Raw genomic sequence first — 19364 nt, 5'->3', positions numbered from 1 at the left:
ACTACTCCGCTACTGGTAATTCCCGCCGCAGAGGTCCTCGGCGGAGAGGTCCTCGGGCGGGAAGTGAAGGTCCACGGTGAAGCCGAACTCGCCGACCAGGCTCAGCCACTGATCCTGGTCGCCCAGGATCTTCGCGATCTCCCCGTTGACCGCGTCGCGGAAGTCGGTGTCCTCCGGACGGAAGACGGCGGCGCCGGCACCGATGATCTCCTCGCCGTTCTCGTCGACCGGGTAGAACCCGTCGGTGGTGTCGAGCTCGTCGTCGGCCTCGGCCTCGAGCTGGAGGTTCATCTGTGTCAGGGCGATCGCGTCGCAGCGGCCGGCCTTGAGCTCGAGGATCAGAGCCTGCAGGTCTTCTTGGACGTTGACGCGGTCCTCGGGAATGCCCAGCTGGTTGGCGTTCTGGTGCTCGGTGGTGCCGTTCATGACGCCGATGACCGCGCTGTCGTGCTCGGCGATCGAGATGATGTCGGACAGGCCCTCCGGGTTCCCGGCGAGCACCAGCAGCGTGTCGGGCATGACGTAGTCGGGTTCGGCGAACGCCACGGCCTGGCAGCGCTCGGGGTTGATGAACATGCCGGCGATGACCATGTCGTGGTTGGCGCCGAGGCCGTCGATGAGGCCGCCCCACTGGGTCTGCTTCCACTCGATCTGGTCGGCGGAGATGCCGAGCTGCTCGAGGATGTAGGAGTGAAGGGCGACCGACTGGCCGGTGGCGTTCCCGTCGTCGTCGGTGAACGCGTAGGGGTTCTCGTCCGCGTAGGCGATGCGGATGGTGCCGCCGTCCTGGGCGCTCTCCAGGAGGCTGCCGCCCCCTTCGTCGTCTCCGCCGGTTGACGAACAGGCGCCGAGCGTCATTGCGGCCGCGCCGCCGGATACGCCGAGCATCAGGTTGCGGCGGTTCAGTTTCAAGTTTTCTGACACGGTGGTCTCCTCCAGAAACGTTCTCGTGTACATTGCCGACCTTATCTGTCTACTGTAAGTTTGTCGACAATCCGATGATCGACGTCAGATAACGAAAGCGTTGTAGAACCGTGTTGTTGCGCGTCACCGCGGCCCGACCTTTGAGGAGACCGTGGTTCAGGGGTGGCGCTAGGATCTGATCAGTACGGACAGAGGGAGAGATGACGGCCGTGTCGGATCGCAGGAGCGGGTTGTCGAGCACCCGTCAGGTGGGGCGACTGGCCCCGGTTCGACGGACGTCGACCGTTGACCTCATCGCCGACTGCATCCGCGACGCGATCCTCGACGGATCGCTCCCTCCCGGCGCGCCCCTGGGCGAGGCCGAACTGGCTTACCAGCTGGGTGTCAGCCGGGGGCCCCTGCGCGAGGCCATGCAGCGGCTCACCGCCGAGGGTCTGCTCGTGATCCCCAAGCGCCGCGGCCTGGCCGTGCGCACGATGACCGCCGACGACGTCCGCGACATCCACTGGCTGCGCACCCGCATCGAGTGCGAGCTGGGGCGCCGCTTCCTGGCCCTGCCGCCCGCCGACCGCAAGCCGGTGCTCAAGGGCCTCGCCGCCGAGGTCAAGCGCATGCAGCGCGCGCTGAAGGCCGACGACGCCCGCGAGCTCGGCGGCGCCTACCTCGACTTCCATCGCCGCATTTCCGTCGCCGGCGGCTCGCCTCGCCTGGCGCGCATGATGGGCACCCTCCTCATCGAGACGCGGCTGTGCACCTTCTCGATGTACGAGCACTTCGAGGTCCACCGCGACCTCGCCGCGGAGCATCTCGCTCTGCTGGACGCGCTGGCCGAGTCCGACGCCGACCGATACTGCGATCTGCTTGCGGCGCACCTCGACGAGGAGGTCCGGCGCCTGCTCGCCGAGCCGGAGGACTCCAAAGAGAGCGAAGACGAGCGCCTCCTCGCCGAAACTCCGGACGGGCCGCAGCCCCTCCACCGCCTCGATCTCCCCGAGGGCCTCTGACCGACCGCCGCCTCCGTTCGGGCGGCCTGACTGCCGCGCAAGCAGAACGGCTTGCGTCGATTTGGCGACTCCCCGCGTTCTGATCCTGGTCTGTTCGTTACGCAATTGATATAAAAAGGACTCCAGTTCCCGGACAGATTTCGAGACGGAGCCCGAATGACCTATCTCCGGCGAATCTCTACAAAGGTGGCAGCGGTCATCGCCGCGACGCTCACCGCCCTCGTTCTCACTCCCGCTTCCGCTCAAGCCCAGACCGTCGAATACGTCGCGCTCGGCGACTCGTACGCGTCCGGAGTGGGCACTCGAAGCTATATCGACGACGGCTCGGGTTGCAGCCGTAGCGCTTACGCCTATCCGAGCCTGCTCGCCGACGACCTCGGCGCCGACTTCACCTTCGCAGCCTGCCAGGGCGCCAATACCACCGACGTCGTCGGCGAGCAGCTCGGCGCCCTGTCCTCGGGCACCGACCTCGTCACTGTCACTGTGGGCGGCAACGACACCGGATGGGCCGCGATCATCCAGCAGTGCGCCTACCCGTATCCGTGGACGTGCGACGCCGAGATCGACGAGGCCGAGCGCTTCATCCAGGAGGACCTGCCCGGACGCCTGCGCGCCGTCTACGACGCCGTCGCCGACGCCGCGCCGAACGCCGAGGTGGTCGTCCTGGGATACCCGCGCCTGTTCAACGGCGAGGAGTGCAACGCCATCACCCGCATCAGCTCCGACGAACAGGCGCAGCTGAACGCCGGCTCCGACCTCCTGGCCGAGACCATCGGCTCGGTCGCCGGCGACTACGGATTCCGCTACATCGACGTCCGCGACCGCTTCGAGGGCCACGCGATCTGCGACGACGCCGAATGGCTCAACGGCCTCTCCTGGCCGATCGCCGAGTCCTACCATCCGAACCGCGAGGGACAGGACGGCGGCTACTTCGCCGCGCTGTCGGCCGACCTGTGAGCCGTGACGACGAAGGCCCCGCCGGTGATCCCGGCGGGGCCTTCTCGATGCGGGGCGCCTAGCCGACCACGGCGGCGGCGGCGTCGTCGCAGATGAGCCAGACGTCGTTCTCCTTGACCAGGTCCAGGCTGAGTTCCTGATCGAGGCTCTGGCTGTAGTCGAAGGACGGCATGGCGACTTCACCGGTCATCGTCACATCGACCACCGCGGTGTCGCCGTCCTCGGAGGATCCGGTGATGTCGTAGTCGACGGTGATCTCCATTTCCTCCATGGCGGCGGCCTCCTCATCGGAGAGGCCGCCCATGCCCATCTCCCCTTCCAAGCCGTCTATCGCCGAGTCGACCTCGGCCTGGGATTCCGAGCACAGGTACGGCTTGACGTCCTCGGCCAGTGTGGCGAGGTCGGAGAACCCGCCGCTTTCGAACGAGCCGGCCATCGTGGACATGTAGTTGTCGACGACCGTCTCGGGGGACTCGCCGGCGGCCGGGGCGTCGCCCGAGACGGAACCGCTGCCGTTCCAAGGCTGCCAGACCACGAGCCCGATCGCACCGATGAGGAGTACGGCGCCGATGGCGATGCCGACGACGAGGCCGGTTCGCTTCGGCGGCTGCTGCGGAGCGAATCCGCCGGGCCCGGGGCCGTACGGAGGTCCACCGGGAGGGCCGGCCGGCGGCTGCTGCCCGTATCCGGGCTGCTGGCCGTACCCAGGCTGCTGACCGTATGGCTGTTGGCCGTACCCCGGCCCGTATCCGGGCTGCTGGCCCGGCTGCTGACCGTAATCGGGTTGCTGGCCGTACCCCGGCTGTTGGCCGTAGCCGGGCTGTTGGCCGTATCCGGGCTGCTGACCGTACCCAGGCTGCTGGCCGTATCCGGGCTGCTGCGGTGAATAGCCTCCGCCGGGCTGCCCCTGGGGCGGTTGCTGGTTCGGGTCGTAGCCCGGATTCTGCGGTGGGTAGGCCATTGTGCGTCCTCAGGTCTCGCTAAGCTGTCGCGCCAGGTTAACACGTGTGGGTGACCGTCACGGGCCGTGCGGAATCGCGGCTACTCGCCGCCTCCTTCTTCCTCGCCGGTGTCGAAGGTCGGGATGTCGTCGCTCTCGGGATTCAGCTGCTTGCGGGCCTCGGACGGGTCCAGGCTCGGGCCCTGCGGGATCAGCGCCCGCATGGTGTCGGGCACGCCGACCGATTCGACGTCGCCGTAGCCGAGCAGCGACTTTGTGGATCCGGTCCTGCCGAAGTCGACGATCCCGTAGCTGTATCCGATGCTGTCGACCAGGTAGGTCATGCCCTGGAGGGTCTGGCCGGGGCTCGACTGCGCCGAGATGAGCGCGGCCGTTCCGGGAGGCAGGACCGTCTGCGCCGTCTGGCCCTCGACATTGGACACGATGTCGCCTTCGGTGCTCATGTCGACCGATTCCGCGGCGTCGGTCAGGGTGCCGGGCGCCGTGCTGTAGAGCGCGATCGCGATCTTGGCCTCGTCCGCCGGCAGGTCGGGGTCGAAGACCGCGCACACGGCGGGCCGGTCGGTGTCGACCGTCCACAGTTCGTGGGTGTCGGTCGGGAAGTCGTCGGAGCCGTAGCGGGCCTGCGCGCCCGTCTCGTTCTTCACCGATGTCGAGATCGTGATCGAGTCGGAGCCGTTCGCATCCCGCAGCAGCAGCTCCTGAGTCTCGCTGATCCGGGCGAACTCGTCGCCGAGATCGTCGTCCCGCAGCAGCACGAACAGGTCGCCGCCGGCCTCGTAGGTCTGGCCGTAAGTGAGAACGCCGACGTCCGGGTCCTCCACAGTGGATTCATCGCCGAAGTAGTTCTCCGTCACCGCTTCCAGCGGCGCGCCCGACACGATCGTGCGGAGCATGTCCTCGTTCAAGGGGATCGCGTCGTCGCGCCGCAGGTTCAGCACGGTCAGGACCTGCTCGTCCGTGACCGGGTACTTGCGGTCGTTCCACAGCAGGTACAGGTCGGGCGCCTCGTCGTCGGGGACGGCGGTCTCGGCCAGCAGCCACTGGTCGTCGCCGAGCCACTCGGGCTCGGGGAGGTCCTCGACCACCAGCTGCGTCAGCATGTGGCTGGGCTTGCTGCGGACCTCCCTGCCCATCGAGCAGGCGTTCCAGTTCTCGTGCTGCAGCAGGCTCTCGGCGTCGGGCGGCGAGGGCGGGGCGCCGTCGATGCCGATGAGGAAGCCCCGCGGGTAGCCCACCAGCGACTCAGGCTTCAGGTTCTGCACCGGCGGGTCGCCCCGGTAGGGGGTCTGCGGATCGAGCAGCAGCAGCGCCGAGGTGAAGTTCGCGACCGGCCATAGCTTCGGGGCCTCGCCCTGCTCCTCGGCGTCGGGCGCCCACGTGTACACGTAGATCGCGTTGGTGCCCTTCTCGATGATGATGTTGCCGACCTCGGGCCGCTGGTTGCCCTTGTTCAGCAGCGCCGCGATAGCGAATCCGCCGAAGACCAGGATCATGATCATCACCGACGCGAAGATGGAGACGCCGATGCGCCGCAGCGGGCGCTCGACCGAGTCGGGGTTCGCCAGGACCAGCGCTTGGTTCATCCGCGAGGTGATGAAGCGGTGGGCGTCCACCTGCTCGCGGCGGGAGCGCATCTGCGGCATCGAAGTTCGCCTCTCTCGGAAACGGCTCGGGGGAAGGAGACTAGCCGCGCATCGCCAGCGCGAAGACGTACAGGTTGCAGAGCCAGCCGGCCAGCGGCAGGATCGACACGATCAGGAGCGCCTCGCAGATGTCGAGCAGGCGGCCCCAGGTCGGCGCGATCTTCTTGCCCGCCACGGCCAGGCCGTACACCATCGCGATGACCGTCAAGAGCGTCAGAGCGCCGAGGATCGCGACCAGGCGCACGAGGGTGCCGCCGTCGATGAAGATCGCCGCCAGCACCACGGCGAGACCGCCCATGCCGGAGGCGAGCATGACGATGCGGGCCGGGCGGTCCTCGATCGTGCGCGAGCGGCTCAGCAGGATCAGCGCGATGGCGGTGGCGAGGATGATGCCGGGGACGGTGCCCGAGAACGCCAGCGCGATCGCGGAGACGAGGCCGACGACCGCCGCGAAGGCGTACAGCGCCTCCAGGTAGTTCCCGGCGTGCTCGGAGAGCTTGAGGATCCGCTTGCCGTCGACGGTCTCGGCGTCGCCAGCCTTGAGCTCCTCGGTGGTGGCCGGCAGCTGCGGGGTGGGCACCATCGCCATGGACAGCGACAGCCGCGGGGCGGCCGGCAGGATCGCCAGCGCCAGGGGCGCGGCGATCGCCGCGCCGGTGGCGGCCGTGGCCGGATAGTTCGGGGTGTCGATGAGCATCATGAACGCCACCGCGATGGCGAGCACGATCGCGCCGAGGATAGAGGTGATGAACACCGGCGCCGATGCCATGTCTCCCACCGCGACCATCCCCAGGACGCTGAACAGCAGGATCGCCGAGGCGGCGATCATGACGTGCGGGGCCGCGAGCTCGGAGACCGAGCTGCCGCCGGCGGCGATGAGCAGGCCGCCGACCGCGGCGTAGAAGACGGCGGTGACGCCGAAGTAGGTGGCCGCGCGCGAGTCGCCGACCGCGCGGGACAGCAGTGCAGAGGCTCCGATGAGGACGGCCGCGACGCCGAGGGCCACGATAGCGCCGGGCAGCTGGGGCGGGCCGGTGAACAGGACCGCGATCGCGCCGCCCGCCAGAGCGGCGGTGCCGACGCCGACGGCGAAGCGCTTGGTCGCCTTGTGGTCCCAGCGGTTGCCGCGCTGCTCGGTGGCGGTGGCGACGGCGTCGATGACGTCGTCGAACACGATCTCGGGCTTGGCGGCGTCGGCTGGGTTGAGATACAACATCTCGCCGTCGTTGATCGACAGCTGCGAGCAGGAGTGCCCGGTGTCGAGCGGTTCGTCGCCGAGTCTGGACAGGATCCAGCCGCCGTTGTCGCCGGCTTCGTCTATGTAGTACTCGCCGGCCTGGTGCAGGATCGTCGGCAGCAGATCGGACAGGGGGACGTCTGAGGGCAACGCGAGGTCGATCCTGGTCCGAGGACTGACGATCGTCACCCTGCTGAGGGTGGCCGACTTGGTGCTCACCGCACGAACCTCCGGGTCGGGTCGAATTTGGGGGACTTGTTCAGGATAAGGCCCGCGTGCAAGCAGGCAACGGCGCCCAGTGGCGATGCGGTTCTACCCTGTCAGTGCGATACTCGACAGAGCGCACTTGAATCTTTTATACGGCAACGCTGATTTACGGCTCGCAAGCAGCGCCGTGGTAGGCGCATCCCCCGGTGAGTACAAGGACCCATTGTGACGACCAAACTGTTCCGAAGGCCGCCGCGTAAACGCGGTCCGCAGGCTCCGCGCGGCGACATCCTGCTCGAGTCGCCTCCGGACATGCCCGACCCGCAGCCGAAGTCCATCGGCCAGTACCTCATGGTCCTGCCGATGCTCGCCATGGCGGCCGGGATGACGCTCATGATGATGCGGCGCGGCGGGGCCGCCGGTGACGGCGGCATCGACCCGCTCATGATGGCCATCGGCGCCATGATGGGCATCGGCATGATCGGGGTGATGGCCACCAACCTCTCTTCGAACCGCGGCCAGAAGAAGGCCGAGTTCAACGCCGTGCGGCGCGATTACATGCGCTATCTCAACCAGGTGCGGCGCCGGGCCCGGAAGGGCGCGGAGCGGCAGTGGCGGGCGGCGCGCTGGCGCCATCCCGATCCCAGGGCACTGTGGTCGCTGGTGGGTTCGCGGCGGATGTGGGAGCGGCGCGCGAAGGACGACGACTCGCTCGACATCAGGGTCGGTGTCGGCAAGCAGCGCATGACGATGAAGTTGGTGCCGCCGGAGACGAAACCGGTCGAGGACCTGGAGCCGATGACGTCGATGGCGTTGCGCCGCTTCGTGGCCGCGCACTCGAATGTGATCGACATCCCGCGTTCGATGAAGTACACCGAGGCCGGTCGCATGGTCCTGCGCGGGGAGCGGGCCCTGGTGATGGACAGTCTGCGGGCGCAGCTGTGCCAGCTCGCGGTCCTGCACTCTCCCGACGACGTCCTGGTAGCGGTCGTCGCCGACGCCGAGCGGATGCCCGAGTGGCACTGGATGAAGTGGCTGCCGCACCTCCAGCATCCGTCCGAAGAAGACGGTGCCGGTCCGGTCCGCATGTTCTACCACTCGACCGGCCACCTCGAGGCCGCGCTGCGCGATCAGCTGTCGAGCCGCGGCGGATGGTCGCCCGGCGCCACGGCCGGGGAGGGCGAGTCCCACCTGGTGATCGTCCTCGACGGCGGCGAGGTCGACCCGACGGGCATCGTCGCCGCCGACGGCATGGCCGGCGTGACGGTGTTCGACTTCTCCGGCTACCTGCCGCGCAAGCCCGGGCCGCACATCAAGCTGCTCGACATCGTCGAGGAGGAGATCCGCACCGACCAGGCCGGCCGCCGCCGCGTCCTGGGCAGGCCCGACCGGCTGTCGTACAGCCAGGCCGAGGGCATCGCCCGCTCCTTGAGCCCGTGGCGGCTGACGCTCAGGGGCGCAGGGGGCTCCACCGAGTCCGGCGACGAGGACGCCTCGCCGATGGCGAACCCGTCCGGGCTGCCGGAGATGCTCGGCTTCAACGACGCCGCGGCGCTGGACCCGGCCGTCCACTGGCGCGAGAAGCCGGTCAAGGACTACCTGAAGGTCCCCGTCGGGCCGGGTCCCGACGGCGCGGTCGTCGACATCGACTTCAAGGAGGCCGCTGTCGGCGGCATGGGCCCGCACGGCCTGCTCATCGGCGCCACCGGTTCCGGTAAGTCTGAGGTGCTGCGCACCATCGTCGGCTCCCTGATCGCCACGCACTCCTCCGAGGAGCTCAACTTCATCCTCGTCGACTTCAAGGGCGGCGCGACGTTCGCCTCGCTCGACGAGCTGCCGCACGTCAGCGCGGTCATCACGAACCTCGCCGACGAGATCGAACTGGTCGACCGCATGCAGGACGCCCTCGAAGGCGAGCTGGTGCGGCGACAGGAGGAGCTGCGCCGCGCCGGCAACTTCACCAACCGGTGGGAGTACGAGAAGGCCCGCGCCGCGGGTCAGCCGCTCGACCCGATGCCGACGCTGCTCATCATCGCCGACGAGTTCTCCGAGATGCTCGTCGCCAAGCCCGAGTTCATCAACCTGTTCCTGCAGATCGGACGCATCGGCCGCTCCATCGGCGTGCACATGCTCCTCGCCTCGCAGCGCCTGGAGGAAGGCAAGCTCAAGGGCCTGGACACCTTCCTGTCCTACCGGGTCGCGCTGCGCACCTTCTCCGCGCAGGAGTCCCGCACGGTCATCGGCTCCGGCGCGGCCTACGAGCTGCCGCAGCAGCCGGGCCACGGCTACCTCCAGGTCGGCACCGAGGACCTGGTGCGCTTCCGCGCCGCCTACGTCGGCGGCACCTACAAGCCGCCGAAACGGGTCGCCTCCCGCGCCGAGCGCATCGCCGCCGTGCAGCACAAGGTGCAGCGGTTCCTGCCCAGCCGCGTCGAGCTGCCGCCCGAGCCCGAGCCCGAGGACGAGCCCGAAGAAGTGCTCCCCCAGACGGAGGCCGACGAGGAGAACGAGAAGCTCTCCGAGCTCGAAGTCATGGTCAACAACTGCCTCGGCATGGGCCGCCCGGCCCACCAGGTCTGGCTGCCGCCGCTGGAGGACCCGCCGACGCTCGACCAGCTGCTGCCGCCGTTGGAGGTCGACCCGCAGCGTGGGCTGACTCCGAAGGGCTTCGCGCTCAACGGGAAGCTCAACGCCGTGCTCGGCGACGAGGACCGGCCGTTCGAGCAGAAGCGCAGCCCGTTCATCGTCGACCTCTCCGGCGCGCAGGGCACCGTGGCGATCGCCGGCGGGGCCCAGTCCGGCAAGTCCACGATGCTCAGGACGCTCATCGGCTCGCTCGCGCTGACGCACACGCCGCGCGAAGTCCAGTTCTACTGCCTCGACTTCGGCGGCGGCACGCTCCGCGGCATCGAGGACCTCCCGCACGTGGCCGGCGTGTTCGGCCGCCGCGAGGAGGAGGGGGTGCGGCGCACGATCCAGGAGGTCATGTCCATCCTGGACGAGCGCGAGGCGTTCTTCACCGCGAACAAGATCGACGGCATGGGCTCCTACCGCCGCATGAAGGAGCAGGGCCGGTTCCAGGACGACCCCTACGGGGACGTCTTCCTCGTCATCGACAACTGGATGACGCTCAGGGAGGACTACGAGCCGTTCGTCGACCAGATCAAGGCGATCGGCAACCGCGGCCTGTCCTACGGCGTCCACGTCATGGTCACCTGCACCCGCTGGGGCGACATCCGCATGAACATGCGCGACATGTTCGGCCTCAAGCTGGAGCTGAAGCTCTCGGACAACATGGAGTCCGAGATCGACCGCAAGAAGGCCGCGAACGTCCCGAAGAACCGCCCCGGACGCGGCCTGTCGCTACAGAAGCTCCACTTCCTGGCGGGCGTGCCGCGCATCGACTCGATCCGGGACGGCGACGACCTCGCGCCCGGAGTGGAGGACTTCGTCAAGAAGGTCAAGCAGGCCTGGCGCGGCGCCCCGTGCCCGCCGGTGCGGCTCCTGCCTCGCCAGCTGCACGTCACCGACTTCCTCCAGGCCGTCGACCGGTCCAAGCCGGGCATCCCGATCGGCCTCAACGAGGCCGGACTCAAGCCCGTATACCTGGACTTCCAGGCCGAACCGCACCTGCTCGTCCTCGGCGACTCCGAATGCGGGAAGACGAACCTGCTGCGGCACATCGCCAAGCAGATCCAGTCGACCTACTCGCCGAAAGAGGCCAAGGTCATCATGGCCGACTACCGGCGAGGCATGCTGGAGGAGATCTCGAAGCCGACGCTGCTGGACTACGCGATGTCGGGAAAGCAGTTCGAGGCGGCCTGCAAGAACCTGAAGGGGCCCATCGAGAAGCGCCTGCCCGGCGACGACGTCTCGCCCGCGGCGCTGCGGGACCGCTCGTGGTGGACCGGCCCTGACCTGTACCTCATCGTCGACGACTACGAGATGGTCGCGACCAGGCAGAACCCGATGCAGCAGCTCGCCGAGCTCATCCCGCAGGGCCGCGACATCGGCTTCCACATCATCATCGCCCGCCGCTGCACCGGCGCCGGTCGATCCATGATGGACCCTGTGATGGGCCAGATCAAGCAGCTCGAATCCCCCGGCCTGCTCATGAGCGGACGCAAGGAGGAAGGCGCGATCTTCGGGAAGCTGCGGCCCAGCCCGCAGCCGGCCGGCCGCGGCACCCTGGTGCGCCGCAAGGACGGCGATCAGCTCATCCAGACGACGCTGCTCCCGCCGAACGGCAGCGCCTAGCGGCGACGTGCACGGCCGCCGACGCCCGCCATCCCACGGCAGTCGGCGGCCGTCACCATGTCCGTCCCCGAAACCACCACCAGGAGACCGATGGGCACGCCCCGCCCGAGAGCCCCGAAGCGGATCCAGGCGATCCGCCTCCTCCTGCTCGTCCAGGCCGTGCTCGTGGCGGCGCTGTGGCTGTGGGTCTGGCGGGGGCTGCAGGGCTACGCGTGGACCGGCGGCGGGGTGGAGACGAACCTGTTCGAACGGGGCATGTCGTACCTGGTAGTGCTGGCCCCGACGATCCCGGTGAACGTCCTCGCCGTCATCTGGCTCGGCCGGGGCGGCAGGCGCGCGCAGCTGTATCTGGCGGGCGCGGGCGTCCTCGTCGCCGTCCAGCAGATCCTCCTGCTCATGCCGGTCGACCCCGGCCGGTCGACGGCGGCAGGACTGATCTTCGCGATGGCCGTGGGACCGGTCGCGTTCGCCGGCCTGGCGCTGGCGGTGACGGGCGAGTCGAAGCGATGGCTCGGCCGCGAGCATCCGGCGTCGTGGGCGACGGCCGAGAGCCTGGTCTGGGCGGTGGCCGCGATCTTCACCATCGGGGTGACCTTTTCGATGGGCGAGTGGGTGGAGGCCTCGACCGAGACCGGCCCGCCCGTGGGGGAGCACGACGAATCCGACGCGTGGCCTCGGATGGAGGAGGCCGTGACCGGCAGCGCGGTGAGTCTCGACGGCTTCCCCGGCTTCGAGCGCCGCACGGTCGAGGTGACGCCGTGCGGGTACCGGACCGAGGCGGGGCTGCGGACCTACCGGTACTGGATCACCTACGAGTTCGCCGACTTCACCGAAGCGGACGCCTACCTCGCAGCGGTGCGGGAGTCGTGGGGCGCCCCGTACTACGAGGTCCTCTACGACGGCACCACCATTGAGGGCGACGTGACGATCACCGCCCACCGCGACGACGAACTGATGCTGTTCCTGACCATGGGCGAGGCGGCCTCCTTCGAAGTCCAGAGCGGGTGCCTGGAACGCGTGGACGCCCACGTCGACTGCCTGGAGGCCCAAGGCGGCGTGATGCCCGAGCGCGACTCGGTCGAGGGACTCGTCTGCGCGCGCGAGGACTGAGCCGCCTGGAAGGGTTTCCAAGGCGGAGAGACTTGAACTGAGACAGCCGAGGGGTTCCCTGCGTCGTGTCGAAGTGACAGCATGGGGTCATGAGCAGGCGACGGGAGCGAAGGCGGAGCGAGCGGATCGAGCAGCTCGCGGCCGCGAGGCGCGACCCGGGCCAGGTCGAGGAGCTCGTCGCGATGATGCGCCCGCACATGGCCGCGATCGGCGACGACCTCGCCACCGTGAACGACCCGTTCGAAGCCGAACTCGCCGGAGGCGCGATCCTGGGGCTGCTGGCCGGCCTGGAGCAATTCGACTCCGACCGCGCCGCCGTGCGTCTGGTGGAAGACGTGGCGCTGCAGGGCGACACCAGCGCCCGCGCGCTGCTCGTCTTCATGGGCCTCGGCCCGGACCGGAACCTGGCGAGCCTGGCCCGCCAGGCGGACGCGGTCCTGGACGCGGCCGGCGTGCAGGACCCGGTATGGGCCGACAAACTCTTCCAACCGGTGGAGCCGACCCGGTTCACGAGGATCACCGTCCCGGGCGACCGGATGGAGGCGTGGCTGCTCGTTCTGTTCCGCCGCTCAGACGAAGAGCACGGCTTCCTGGTCGGCATCGACTACACCGACTGCGGCGCGATCTCCATGCTCGACCCGGTCCCGCCGAGCCACGTCCGCGACCTCGTCGAACGCATCGAGGCGGGCGAACTGCTCGACGACATCCCCACGGTCGCCGAAGACCTCGACGAGGAGCAGGGACGCGTCTTCCTCGACGGGGCGATCGGGGCGACCCTCGACCACTGGGCGGAAGAGGACGACGAGACCGAGGACGATCTGGACGCGGACCTGCTGCCGGGCAGGATCATCCTGCTGGGCCGAAGACTCAACGAGGCCGGCATGGTCGGCGACCCGCCGGTGCACGGCGCGCACGTCCCGATCAACGCCGAGACCTCGATCAAAGATCTCCTCCGAATGCCACTGCCCCCCAAGACGATCCAGGACACCCCGCCGATCCTCCAACTCAGAGCGGAGCTCGACCAGTCCGAGCCCGAGATATGGCGCCGCCTGGAAGTCCCCGCCGACTCGTCCCTGGCGGACCTCCACGGCATACTCCAAGCGGCCTTCGGCTGGTCGGGGGCCCACTCGCACTGCTTCGTGACCCCGTTCGGCGAATACAGCGCCACCGCGGCGCTCACCTGCGAGAACGAAGCGGACGTGGCTCTGGGGCAGGTCCTGCCCGCGGCCGGGGACGACATCACCTACCTTTACGACTTCACCGACAACTGGGACCACACGATCACGGTCGAAGCGGTGCACCCCAGAGATCCCGAGGCTTCCTACCCGCTCTGCACGGCGGGAGCCGAGGCGGCGCCGCCTGAGGACGCCGGGGGCATCGAGGCGTGGCAGCACCTGCGGGAGGCCCTTGCGGACACCGCGCACCCCGACCACCGCCAGCTCGTCGGCGAGAACACCGAGGAAGACCTGGAACCGTTCGACCCCACCGCGATCAACGCCCGCCTGAGGGGCGCCCCGACCCGCGACTCGTGACCGTCAGTCTGATCTCTCGATTCGGCGTCCGGCGACGACGCAACAGGTCAGCAGCCCGATGGCGATGATGCCCAGTCCGACGACGACGGCGGACCAGGTCTCCCATGAAGTCGGGTATCTCGGATTCGGGTGAGGCACAGTCGACGAGCCAATGGGGACGTGATGGCAGGTCGTCGACGGCTGGGGCTCGCGAGGCTGGGGGCGGTCCGGTATCTTGTGGTGCAGAGCGGACACCGCTGTATCGACTCGCGCACAGAAGGGTCCATCCCCATGGCGACACCTCCCGGCTTGGCACCTCCAGAGCAAAGCCTGACCAGCAAGGGTCTTGGCGCCCGCGCCCGAGTCGCCGCCGGGGCTTGCGCGACTGCCGCGGCTGTCGCTGCAGTGGTCGCGATGGCACCGAGCGCCGCGCTGGCGCAGGACGAGACGTTGACGGACGCGAACGCCTGGGCGATCGAACAGGTCCAGGCCCCCGCCGCCTGGGAGAGTACGAGAGGCGAGGGCATCACCGTCGCGGTCATGGACAGCGGTATTGCACGGCATCCGTTCTTTGAAGACAAGGATGTCCTGCCCGGGCGTTCAGTCTTTACAGGTGAGGAAGACGCCTGGAACGATGCCAACGGCCACGGCACTCACGTGGCGGCTGGGGTTCTTTATGTGGCACCAGAAGCGACCATTTTGCCCGTGAGGATGGACACAAATGCAGATGTAGAATTCGGTGGGGCTCTCGGTGATGCGGAGTACGCGGATATTCGATGGGCTGTGGACAATGGCGCAGATATTCTCGTGATGCCTTGGGGAATCACCGGTGAAGGATCCGATGAGGAGCTGCGAGAGTCACTGCAGTATGTAATCGATAAAGGTGCTGTGATCGTAGCTGCAGCGGGTAATAATCCGAATATTGATGTCACACATCCAGCTTCCATCGAAGGCGTGGTAGCGGTAAGCGGCACCGACACGAATGGCAATGCATGGTTTGGAAATACAACTGGTCCTGAGGTAGTAGTCGCGGCGCCTGCCGACGAAATGACGCATCCTAAGCCGCAGGTGACCGTTCTGGGGGAATCGGAGCTATATGAGTCTGGAATCGGCGGCACGTCAGTTGGATCAGGAATCGTTGGGGGAGTGGCTGCTCTGACATGGGCTGCAAACCCTGACCTTGATGCAAGCAATGTTATCAACCGCTTGGTCCAGACCGCCGGGGATGGGAGTGGCAGTAATCGAACGGAAGTGATGGGCTTCGGTCTGGTGAATGCGGATCGGGCGGTTCATGCGGATGGCATCGAGGCAGTCGACGAGAACCCACTTGGATATCCAATGGGTGAAGCCGGTGCAAGTGGCGCCAGCCCCGAAGGGGACGGCGAAGATGCCACAGAGGCTGCAGACGCAGAGCCTTCCCCCGCTGAAGGTTCGAAGACAGCAGCCGAAGCGCCCGAATCCGGTCTTTCGGCGATTATCGTCATTGCGGCCGCTGTGGTCTTGATCGGCGCGGCGATTACCGTATGGCTGGTGCTTCGAGGCCGCAGCCGCAAGCAAGGGCCTCCTGGCTCAGGTCAAACAGGAGCATTCGGTCCCGAGGGAGGACCAGCTTATGGAGGTTTCTCACAGCCGGGGCCAAGTCAACCACATTCTGGCCCGTCAACCTCGACACCACAGGGTTATGGCGGCCCGCCTAGCGGCCATCATCAGCCGTATGGTCCTTCTGCTGGGGCAGGTGAGCCCAACCCGCCTTGGGGTCCTGGCCATGTAGATGAGCGTCGATAGCCTAGGTTCAACGAGGCGTGACGGCGAAGTTCGGCGCTTCCAGATTGGAAGCTCACCCTCCCACAGGACATTGCAGAACGTTTGAGGGGCGGACGGCAAATGCCGTCCGCCCCTCAAACGTTATCGAGTCTGGCACTCAGTCGTCGAGTTCTTCATCTGAAGTTCGATTGTCACCCCAGTTGATGTCGTCTTCCTTGAGCCAGGTCTGGCGCGTGGTCTCTTCTTCATCATCATCGTCGTAGTAGCCGGATCGGGTTCCGCCTCGAGGCCCCATCCCGCGGTTCATGCCACGACCCGTACCGCGGCCGGACGAGTTCGAGCCTGTTCCACGTCCGCCTCCGGAACCGCGGGTGTTCGAGGGATTGGCAGACCGGTTCGCGCCGCTTCTCGCGGGGCTGTTGTTCGCGCCAGTACCACGCCCGGGAGCCGGGCTCGCAGTGCTTCCCCTTGCGGGCCCGAAGAGCCCCGTGCCGGCCGCCGAAAGACTCGCTCCTCCACCGGCCCCACCAGTGCTAACCGCGGTGCCATAGCTGCCCCCTATTGGTGCCGTTCCGCCGCTGGCGAGACCACCGCCGGTGGTGATGTCGGAGTCAACGTCGGTGTACGAGCCAGGTACCCAGTCTTCTACTGGGTCCAGATCAGCGGAGTCCGTAGTGCTCAATCCACTTCTGTTGTCGGAGGAGGAATCAGAGCCAGGGGGGCCAGCGAGGGAGCCAGCAGAGTTCAGTCCGTTGTTACCGAACACTCCACCGGTTGGAGGTTGGTATGTGGTGTTGCCCGGCATGTCACTTGGAGGAGGAGGCGGAGGATCCTCCCAGGCATCCTTCGCATCCGCATATACGTCCCCGAGATTCGCCACGATCTCAGCCATGTACTCGTGACGATCATCGAGGTACTTCTGGTACTGCTGCCGATATTGCGGTTCTTTGGTGTTGTAGTCGGCATCCGTCTCCTGGATCCCCTGACTCTCAAGCCACTCTTCGTAGTTCTCAGTCGAGCTCGGATAGAGGTCACCACTTTGAGCGTCAGCCTTCGCAGTCTCGAGAGCCTGGGCGAGTGCGGGAATTCTCCTATCCGCTGCCTGCTTCATGCCGTCTTCGGCCTCAAGGCTGTACTGTTCGATGACCAGCATGCGGTTCTCGAATTCCTCGGCAGCCTTCCCAGTCCACTGGGTGCGAAGAGAAAGCACGTGGGAGCCCATCTCCTCCCGAGCTGCTTGGAGGCCGCTCGCGGCGGAGCTCCAGACGGTGCCTGCCGCCTCAACGCTCCAAGAATCACCCTCGAAGAGCATGCCCCAGAGCTCTTCGTGGGTATAGGTACTCAGGTAGTAGGTCTTTCCCTTGCCTTTGCCTTCAGCCATGGTGAGCTCCTTCCTCGGGGCTTGGGCGGTGAACGGGTCGACTAGGAAGTGGCACCGGGGTCCTGGTCGGCGGGTTCGTTCAGCCCGTCTTCCTCGTTCTGCTGCTGGACCTCGGTGACGTCGTTCTCCGTGAGCCCGCCGCCGCTCGTGTCGAACTCGTTGCTCACGTTCTCGACATCGGCGGAGACGTTGCCGTCGGCGTTGAGATAGCCTTCCTTGATCTCCTCGCTGATGACTCGGCCGGTGTCCAGGCCGTGGTAGATCCGATCGAGCTGCTCTGCGCGACTCGGGTAGAAAGTCTCCTTGTAGACTTGCTGCAGTTCAAGCGCGTCGTCGAAGCCGCCGAACTTGAGTGTGGTGGTGTCGACCTGTTCGAACATGCCCGGGTTGAACACCCCCGGGTAGGCGCCCTCGCGGGGCCGGGTCACCTGACCGCCCGTCACCATGCTGCGGTAGATGTTGAGATCGTCCAGGGTGACACCCATGCCTCCGATGAACTCTTCGAAGGACTCCTCGGTCATTTGGAACCGCTGGCCGCTCGAGTCGGTAACCGTGTAGGTGCCGTCTCGGTTTTGGACTGCACCACCAGCCATGTCCGCGGGAAGCAAATTCATCACCTCAGGGAATGTTCAGATTCGGTCAGGGGAGACCGGTAGAGCCGCTCGATGCATCACGACGGGCACGACCGCTCACCTTGTGTTGAGACAAGCATACCGAGGCTGCGCAAGCTGGACAGACCTGGCAGTCGAGCGTGGCACGAACGGGGGATGCTGCGCCACAAGCGTCCGCGAGTCGACGAGACTGCTGGCACAAACGTCTACGAGTCGAAGTACAAGCGGCCAACGCGACGGTGCGGTTCAGCCCTCGGCCCAGCGATCGAAGGCCGGGCCCAAAGGTAAGCCAGGTCGATCATGGCCTTCACTTCCTGTCCAGCTTGGATTCGATCAATTCATAGAGAGCGGGCAGATACTCTTCAGCCATGTATTCGGCCATCGAATCCGCTGTCATGAGGCAGTCATCGTTCGCGGTGGTTTCGCAATCGGCGCGCATGGCGCCATCCGGTTTGAAACTCAGCAGTACTGACACCACATAGAAGTCTCCCTGCACCACGGCAAGCGCCTCCTTGCGTTGTGCGGAGCGTTGTGTTGGTGTTTCGTAGGCTCCTACCTGTCCCTGGACCCAAGGTGATCCGTTGTCGAGTTCGATCAATTCGTCTGGCTCGGTTCCATGTCCGTTTTCGATAATCGACCGGACTGCATCGCCGTACTGCTCAGACGCGGCGATGTTCGTCTGACGGGGATCTATGAAATAGACGAGCTGACCGCCGCCGTTATCCGGGAACTCGAAATCGGACCAGCAATCCCTCCGAGGGCCTTCAGTGACCCCGTCTCCAGAACCCGTACGTGTGACCGTGGCTTCGAATTGAGTGATGATGGAGGCAGGGACGACTGTGTCACATAGGTCATCTAGTTTCATCATCTTGTCAGCGAGGTCTGCGAAGTCGATTTCGACAGCGGTATCCGTGGTGGGGTCGGCGGTACTTGGCGAACTGCTGGGCTCTTCCGTGCCTTCATCGCGGGTGCAGCTCGCTGTAAGCACGAGCGCGGTGGCTACTGTGATGACGAAGGTGAGTTTCCGCACGATGCTCCTACCCGAAATATCCGGTGCCCGGCACAAGATCCGGTGATCCGATATCTATCTTGTCGCGATTCAGCCGATCTTGAAGAATTCCCTTGTACTCGGTGCGAGCAGTCTTGGCGCTTTCGAGTGCATTGCTTGCCCCGTTGATGAGGTCGGAGACGACTTCTGCGACCGAGGAGCGTTCGGGAATGGTGTTGACCTGCGGGTCGATAACGTACTCGACTTCGGCGTACCCGGCGATCGAGCCTGCGATTCCGATCACTCCAATAACAACGGCTGAAGTGCCTGCAGCGAGCACTCCGAGGAATCCGATGACGATCCCGCTGGCCGCGATCGTCTTGATACCGCTCTCGGTGAGTAGTGAGGTGTGCGAGAGCTCGCTGATCTTTTCGGCACCGGCGCGGAGAACGTCGGCCAGCGAGTAATGGAGAGCGACCTGGATCCCGAGGTCGACATCTGCCGCCTCGTGGAGGTTAAGCGCCATCTCGATGTGAATGATGACAGCGTTGCCGACATGTTCGCCGTACTGTTCCTCGTAGCGGTCGGCGTCGGCGCCTTCCCAGGTGTCGCAGAGCCCCTTGATGTCGGTGATCGTAGTTGAGGAATGTTCCGCTTCCAGTGCGGTGAAAGTCTCATAGAGCTTGTTGTGCTCGGCAGCGGTGAAGGCAAGTTTGGGGAGGTCGATGTCGGCGAACGCGTCTGAGTATGCACCTCGAAGCTTCTCAACCAGATCACTGGCAGGGCTTGATCAAGTTCCGTGAGGG

14 protein-coding genes are annotated in these 19364 nt (G+C 66.4%); 6 read left to right on the top strand and 8 right to left on the bottom strand.

Annotated features, from left to right (window positions below; genetic code table 11):
• Positions 1-9 precede the first annotated feature (9 nt).
• Positions 10-924: a transporter substrate-binding domain-containing protein gene (locus L0U85_RS17355; RefSeq protein WP_241379019.1), complete on the bottom strand. Its 915-nt coding sequence runs from the start codon at positions 922-924 to the stop codon at positions 10-12.
• A gap of 230 nt (positions 925-1154) precedes the next feature.
• Here L0U85_RS17355 and L0U85_RS17350 point away from each other — a divergent pair, with 230 nt between their 5' ends.
• Positions 1155-1928: a GntR family transcriptional regulator gene (locus L0U85_RS17350; RefSeq protein WP_241379018.1), complete on the top strand. Its 774-nt coding sequence runs from the start codon at positions 1155-1157 to the stop codon at positions 1926-1928.
• A gap of 156 nt (positions 1929-2084) precedes the next feature.
• Positions 2085-2885, top strand: a complete 801-nt coding sequence (locus tag L0U85_RS17345; protein ID WP_241379017.1) for an SGNH/GDSL hydrolase family protein — start codon at positions 2085-2087, stop codon at positions 2883-2885.
• Positions 2886-2943: 58 nt separating this feature from the next.
• Here the strand turns inward: L0U85_RS17345 and L0U85_RS17340 are convergent, their stop codons facing one another.
• The 3 genes from L0U85_RS17340 to eccD form a co-directional block, all read right to left on the bottom strand.
• The gene (locus L0U85_RS17340; protein ID WP_241379016.1) at positions 2944-3846 is read right to left on the bottom strand and encodes a hypothetical protein; all 903 of its coding nucleotides are present in this window, start codon (positions 3844-3846) and stop codon (positions 2944-2946) included.
• A gap of 80 nt (positions 3847-3926) precedes the next feature.
• The gene (eccB, locus tag L0U85_RS17335; protein WP_241379015.1) at positions 3927-5492 is read right to left on the bottom strand and encodes a type VII secretion protein EccB; all 1566 of its coding nucleotides are present in this window, start codon (positions 5490-5492) and stop codon (positions 3927-3929) included.
• A 40-nt stretch (positions 5493-5532) separates the two neighbouring features.
• Positions 5533-6948: a type VII secretion integral membrane protein EccD gene (eccD, locus tag L0U85_RS17330; protein WP_241379014.1), complete on the bottom strand. Its 1416-nt coding sequence runs from the start codon at positions 6946-6948 to the stop codon at positions 5533-5535.
• Positions 6949-7161: 213 nt separating this feature from the next.
• On the opposite strand from eccD, the gene eccCa reads away from it, so the two are divergent.
• From eccCa to L0U85_RS17310, 4 genes are all read left to right on the top strand, one after another.
• Positions 7162-11193 carry a type VII secretion protein EccCa gene (gene eccCa / locus L0U85_RS17325; protein ID WP_241379013.1) on the top strand — a complete coding sequence of 1344 codons (4032 nt, stop codon included), beginning with the start codon at positions 7162-7164 and terminating at the stop codon, positions 11191-11193.
• 90 nt (positions 11194-11283) lie between these two features.
• Positions 11284-12303, top strand: coding sequence for a hypothetical protein (locus L0U85_RS17320; RefSeq protein ID WP_241379012.1), 1020 nt, complete (start codon positions 11284-11286; stop codon positions 12301-12303).
• Between the two features lie 89 nt (positions 12304-12392).
• A complete protein-coding gene (locus L0U85_RS17315) occupies positions 12393-13835 on the top strand; it encodes a plasmid pRiA4b ORF-3 family protein (RefSeq protein WP_241379011.1) in 1443 nt (480 codons plus the stop codon).
• Positions 13836-14228: 393 nt separating this feature from the next.
• Positions 14229-15599: a S8 family serine peptidase gene (locus L0U85_RS17310; RefSeq protein ID WP_241379010.1), complete on the top strand. Its 1371-nt coding sequence runs from the start codon at positions 14229-14231 to the stop codon at positions 15597-15599.
• A 136-nt stretch (positions 15600-15735) separates the two neighbouring features.
• On the opposite strand, the gene L0U85_RS17305 is transcribed toward L0U85_RS17310, so the two are convergent.
• From L0U85_RS17305 to L0U85_RS17290, 4 genes are all read right to left on the bottom strand, one after another.
• Entirely contained in the window at positions 15736-16959 is a 1224-nt protein-coding gene (locus L0U85_RS17305; RefSeq protein ID WP_241379009.1) for a hypothetical protein, read from the bottom strand.
• A 41-nt stretch (positions 16960-17000) separates the two neighbouring features.
• Positions 17001-17573 carry a hypothetical protein gene (locus L0U85_RS17300; protein WP_241379008.1) on the bottom strand — a complete coding sequence of 191 codons (573 nt, stop codon included), beginning with the start codon at positions 17571-17573 and terminating at the stop codon, positions 17001-17003.
• A 304-nt stretch (positions 17574-17877) separates the two neighbouring features.
• Positions 17878-18600, bottom strand: a complete 723-nt coding sequence (locus tag L0U85_RS17295; protein ID WP_241379007.1) for a hypothetical protein — start codon at positions 18598-18600, stop codon at positions 17878-17880.
• 7 nt (positions 18601-18607) lie between these two features.
• Positions 18608-19084 carry a hypothetical protein gene (locus L0U85_RS17290; protein ID WP_241379006.1) on the bottom strand — a complete coding sequence of 159 codons (477 nt, stop codon included), beginning with the start codon at positions 19082-19084 and terminating at the stop codon, positions 18608-18610.
• Positions 19085-19364: the final 280 nt, after the last annotated feature.

It is taken from the genome of Glycomyces sp. L485 (assembly GCF_022548875.1).
In the GTDB taxonomy this organism is placed as follows: domain Bacteria; phylum Actinomycetota; class Actinomycetes; order Mycobacteriales; family Micromonosporaceae; genus Glycomyces.
The sequence above is the reverse complement of the archived record's forward strand: the minus strand, read 5'-3'. Positions and strand labels throughout refer to the sequence as shown.

Bases quoted from the DNA above. Each gene is read 5' to 3' on its own strand.
- L0U85_RS17345 (WP_241379017.1), top strand. From the start codon at position 2,085: ATGACCTATCTCCGGCGAATCTCTACAAAGGTGGCAGCGGTCATCGCC.
- L0U85_RS17340 (WP_241379016.1), bottom strand. From the start codon at position 3,846: ATGGCCTACCCACCGCAGAATCCGGGCTACGACCCGAACCAGCAACCG.
- eccB (WP_241379015.1), bottom strand. From the start codon at position 5,492: ATGCCGCAGATGCGCTCCCGCCGCGAGCAGGTGGACGCCCACCGCTTC.
- L0U85_RS17320 (WP_241379012.1), top strand. From the start codon at position 11,284: ATGGGCACGCCCCGCCCGAGAGCCCCGAAGCGGATCCAGGCGATCCGC.
- L0U85_RS17315 (WP_241379011.1), top strand. From the start codon at position 12,393: ATGAGCAGGCGACGGGAGCGAAGGCGGAGCGAGCGGATCGAGCAGCTC.
- L0U85_RS17310 (WP_241379010.1), top strand. From the start codon at position 14,229: ATGGCACCGAGCGCCGCGCTGGCGCAGGACGAGACGTTGACGGACGCG.
- L0U85_RS17305 (WP_241379009.1), bottom strand. From the start codon at position 16,959: ATGGCTGAAGGCAAAGGCAAGGGAAAGACCTACTACCTGAGTACCTAT.
- L0U85_RS17300 (WP_241379008.1), bottom strand. From the start codon at position 17,573: ATGAATTTGCTTCCCGCGGACATGGCTGGTGGTGCAGTCCAAAACCGA.
- L0U85_RS17290 (WP_241379006.1), bottom strand. From the start codon at position 19,084: ATGGCGCTTAACCTCCACGAGGCGGCAGATGTCGACCTCGGGATCCAG.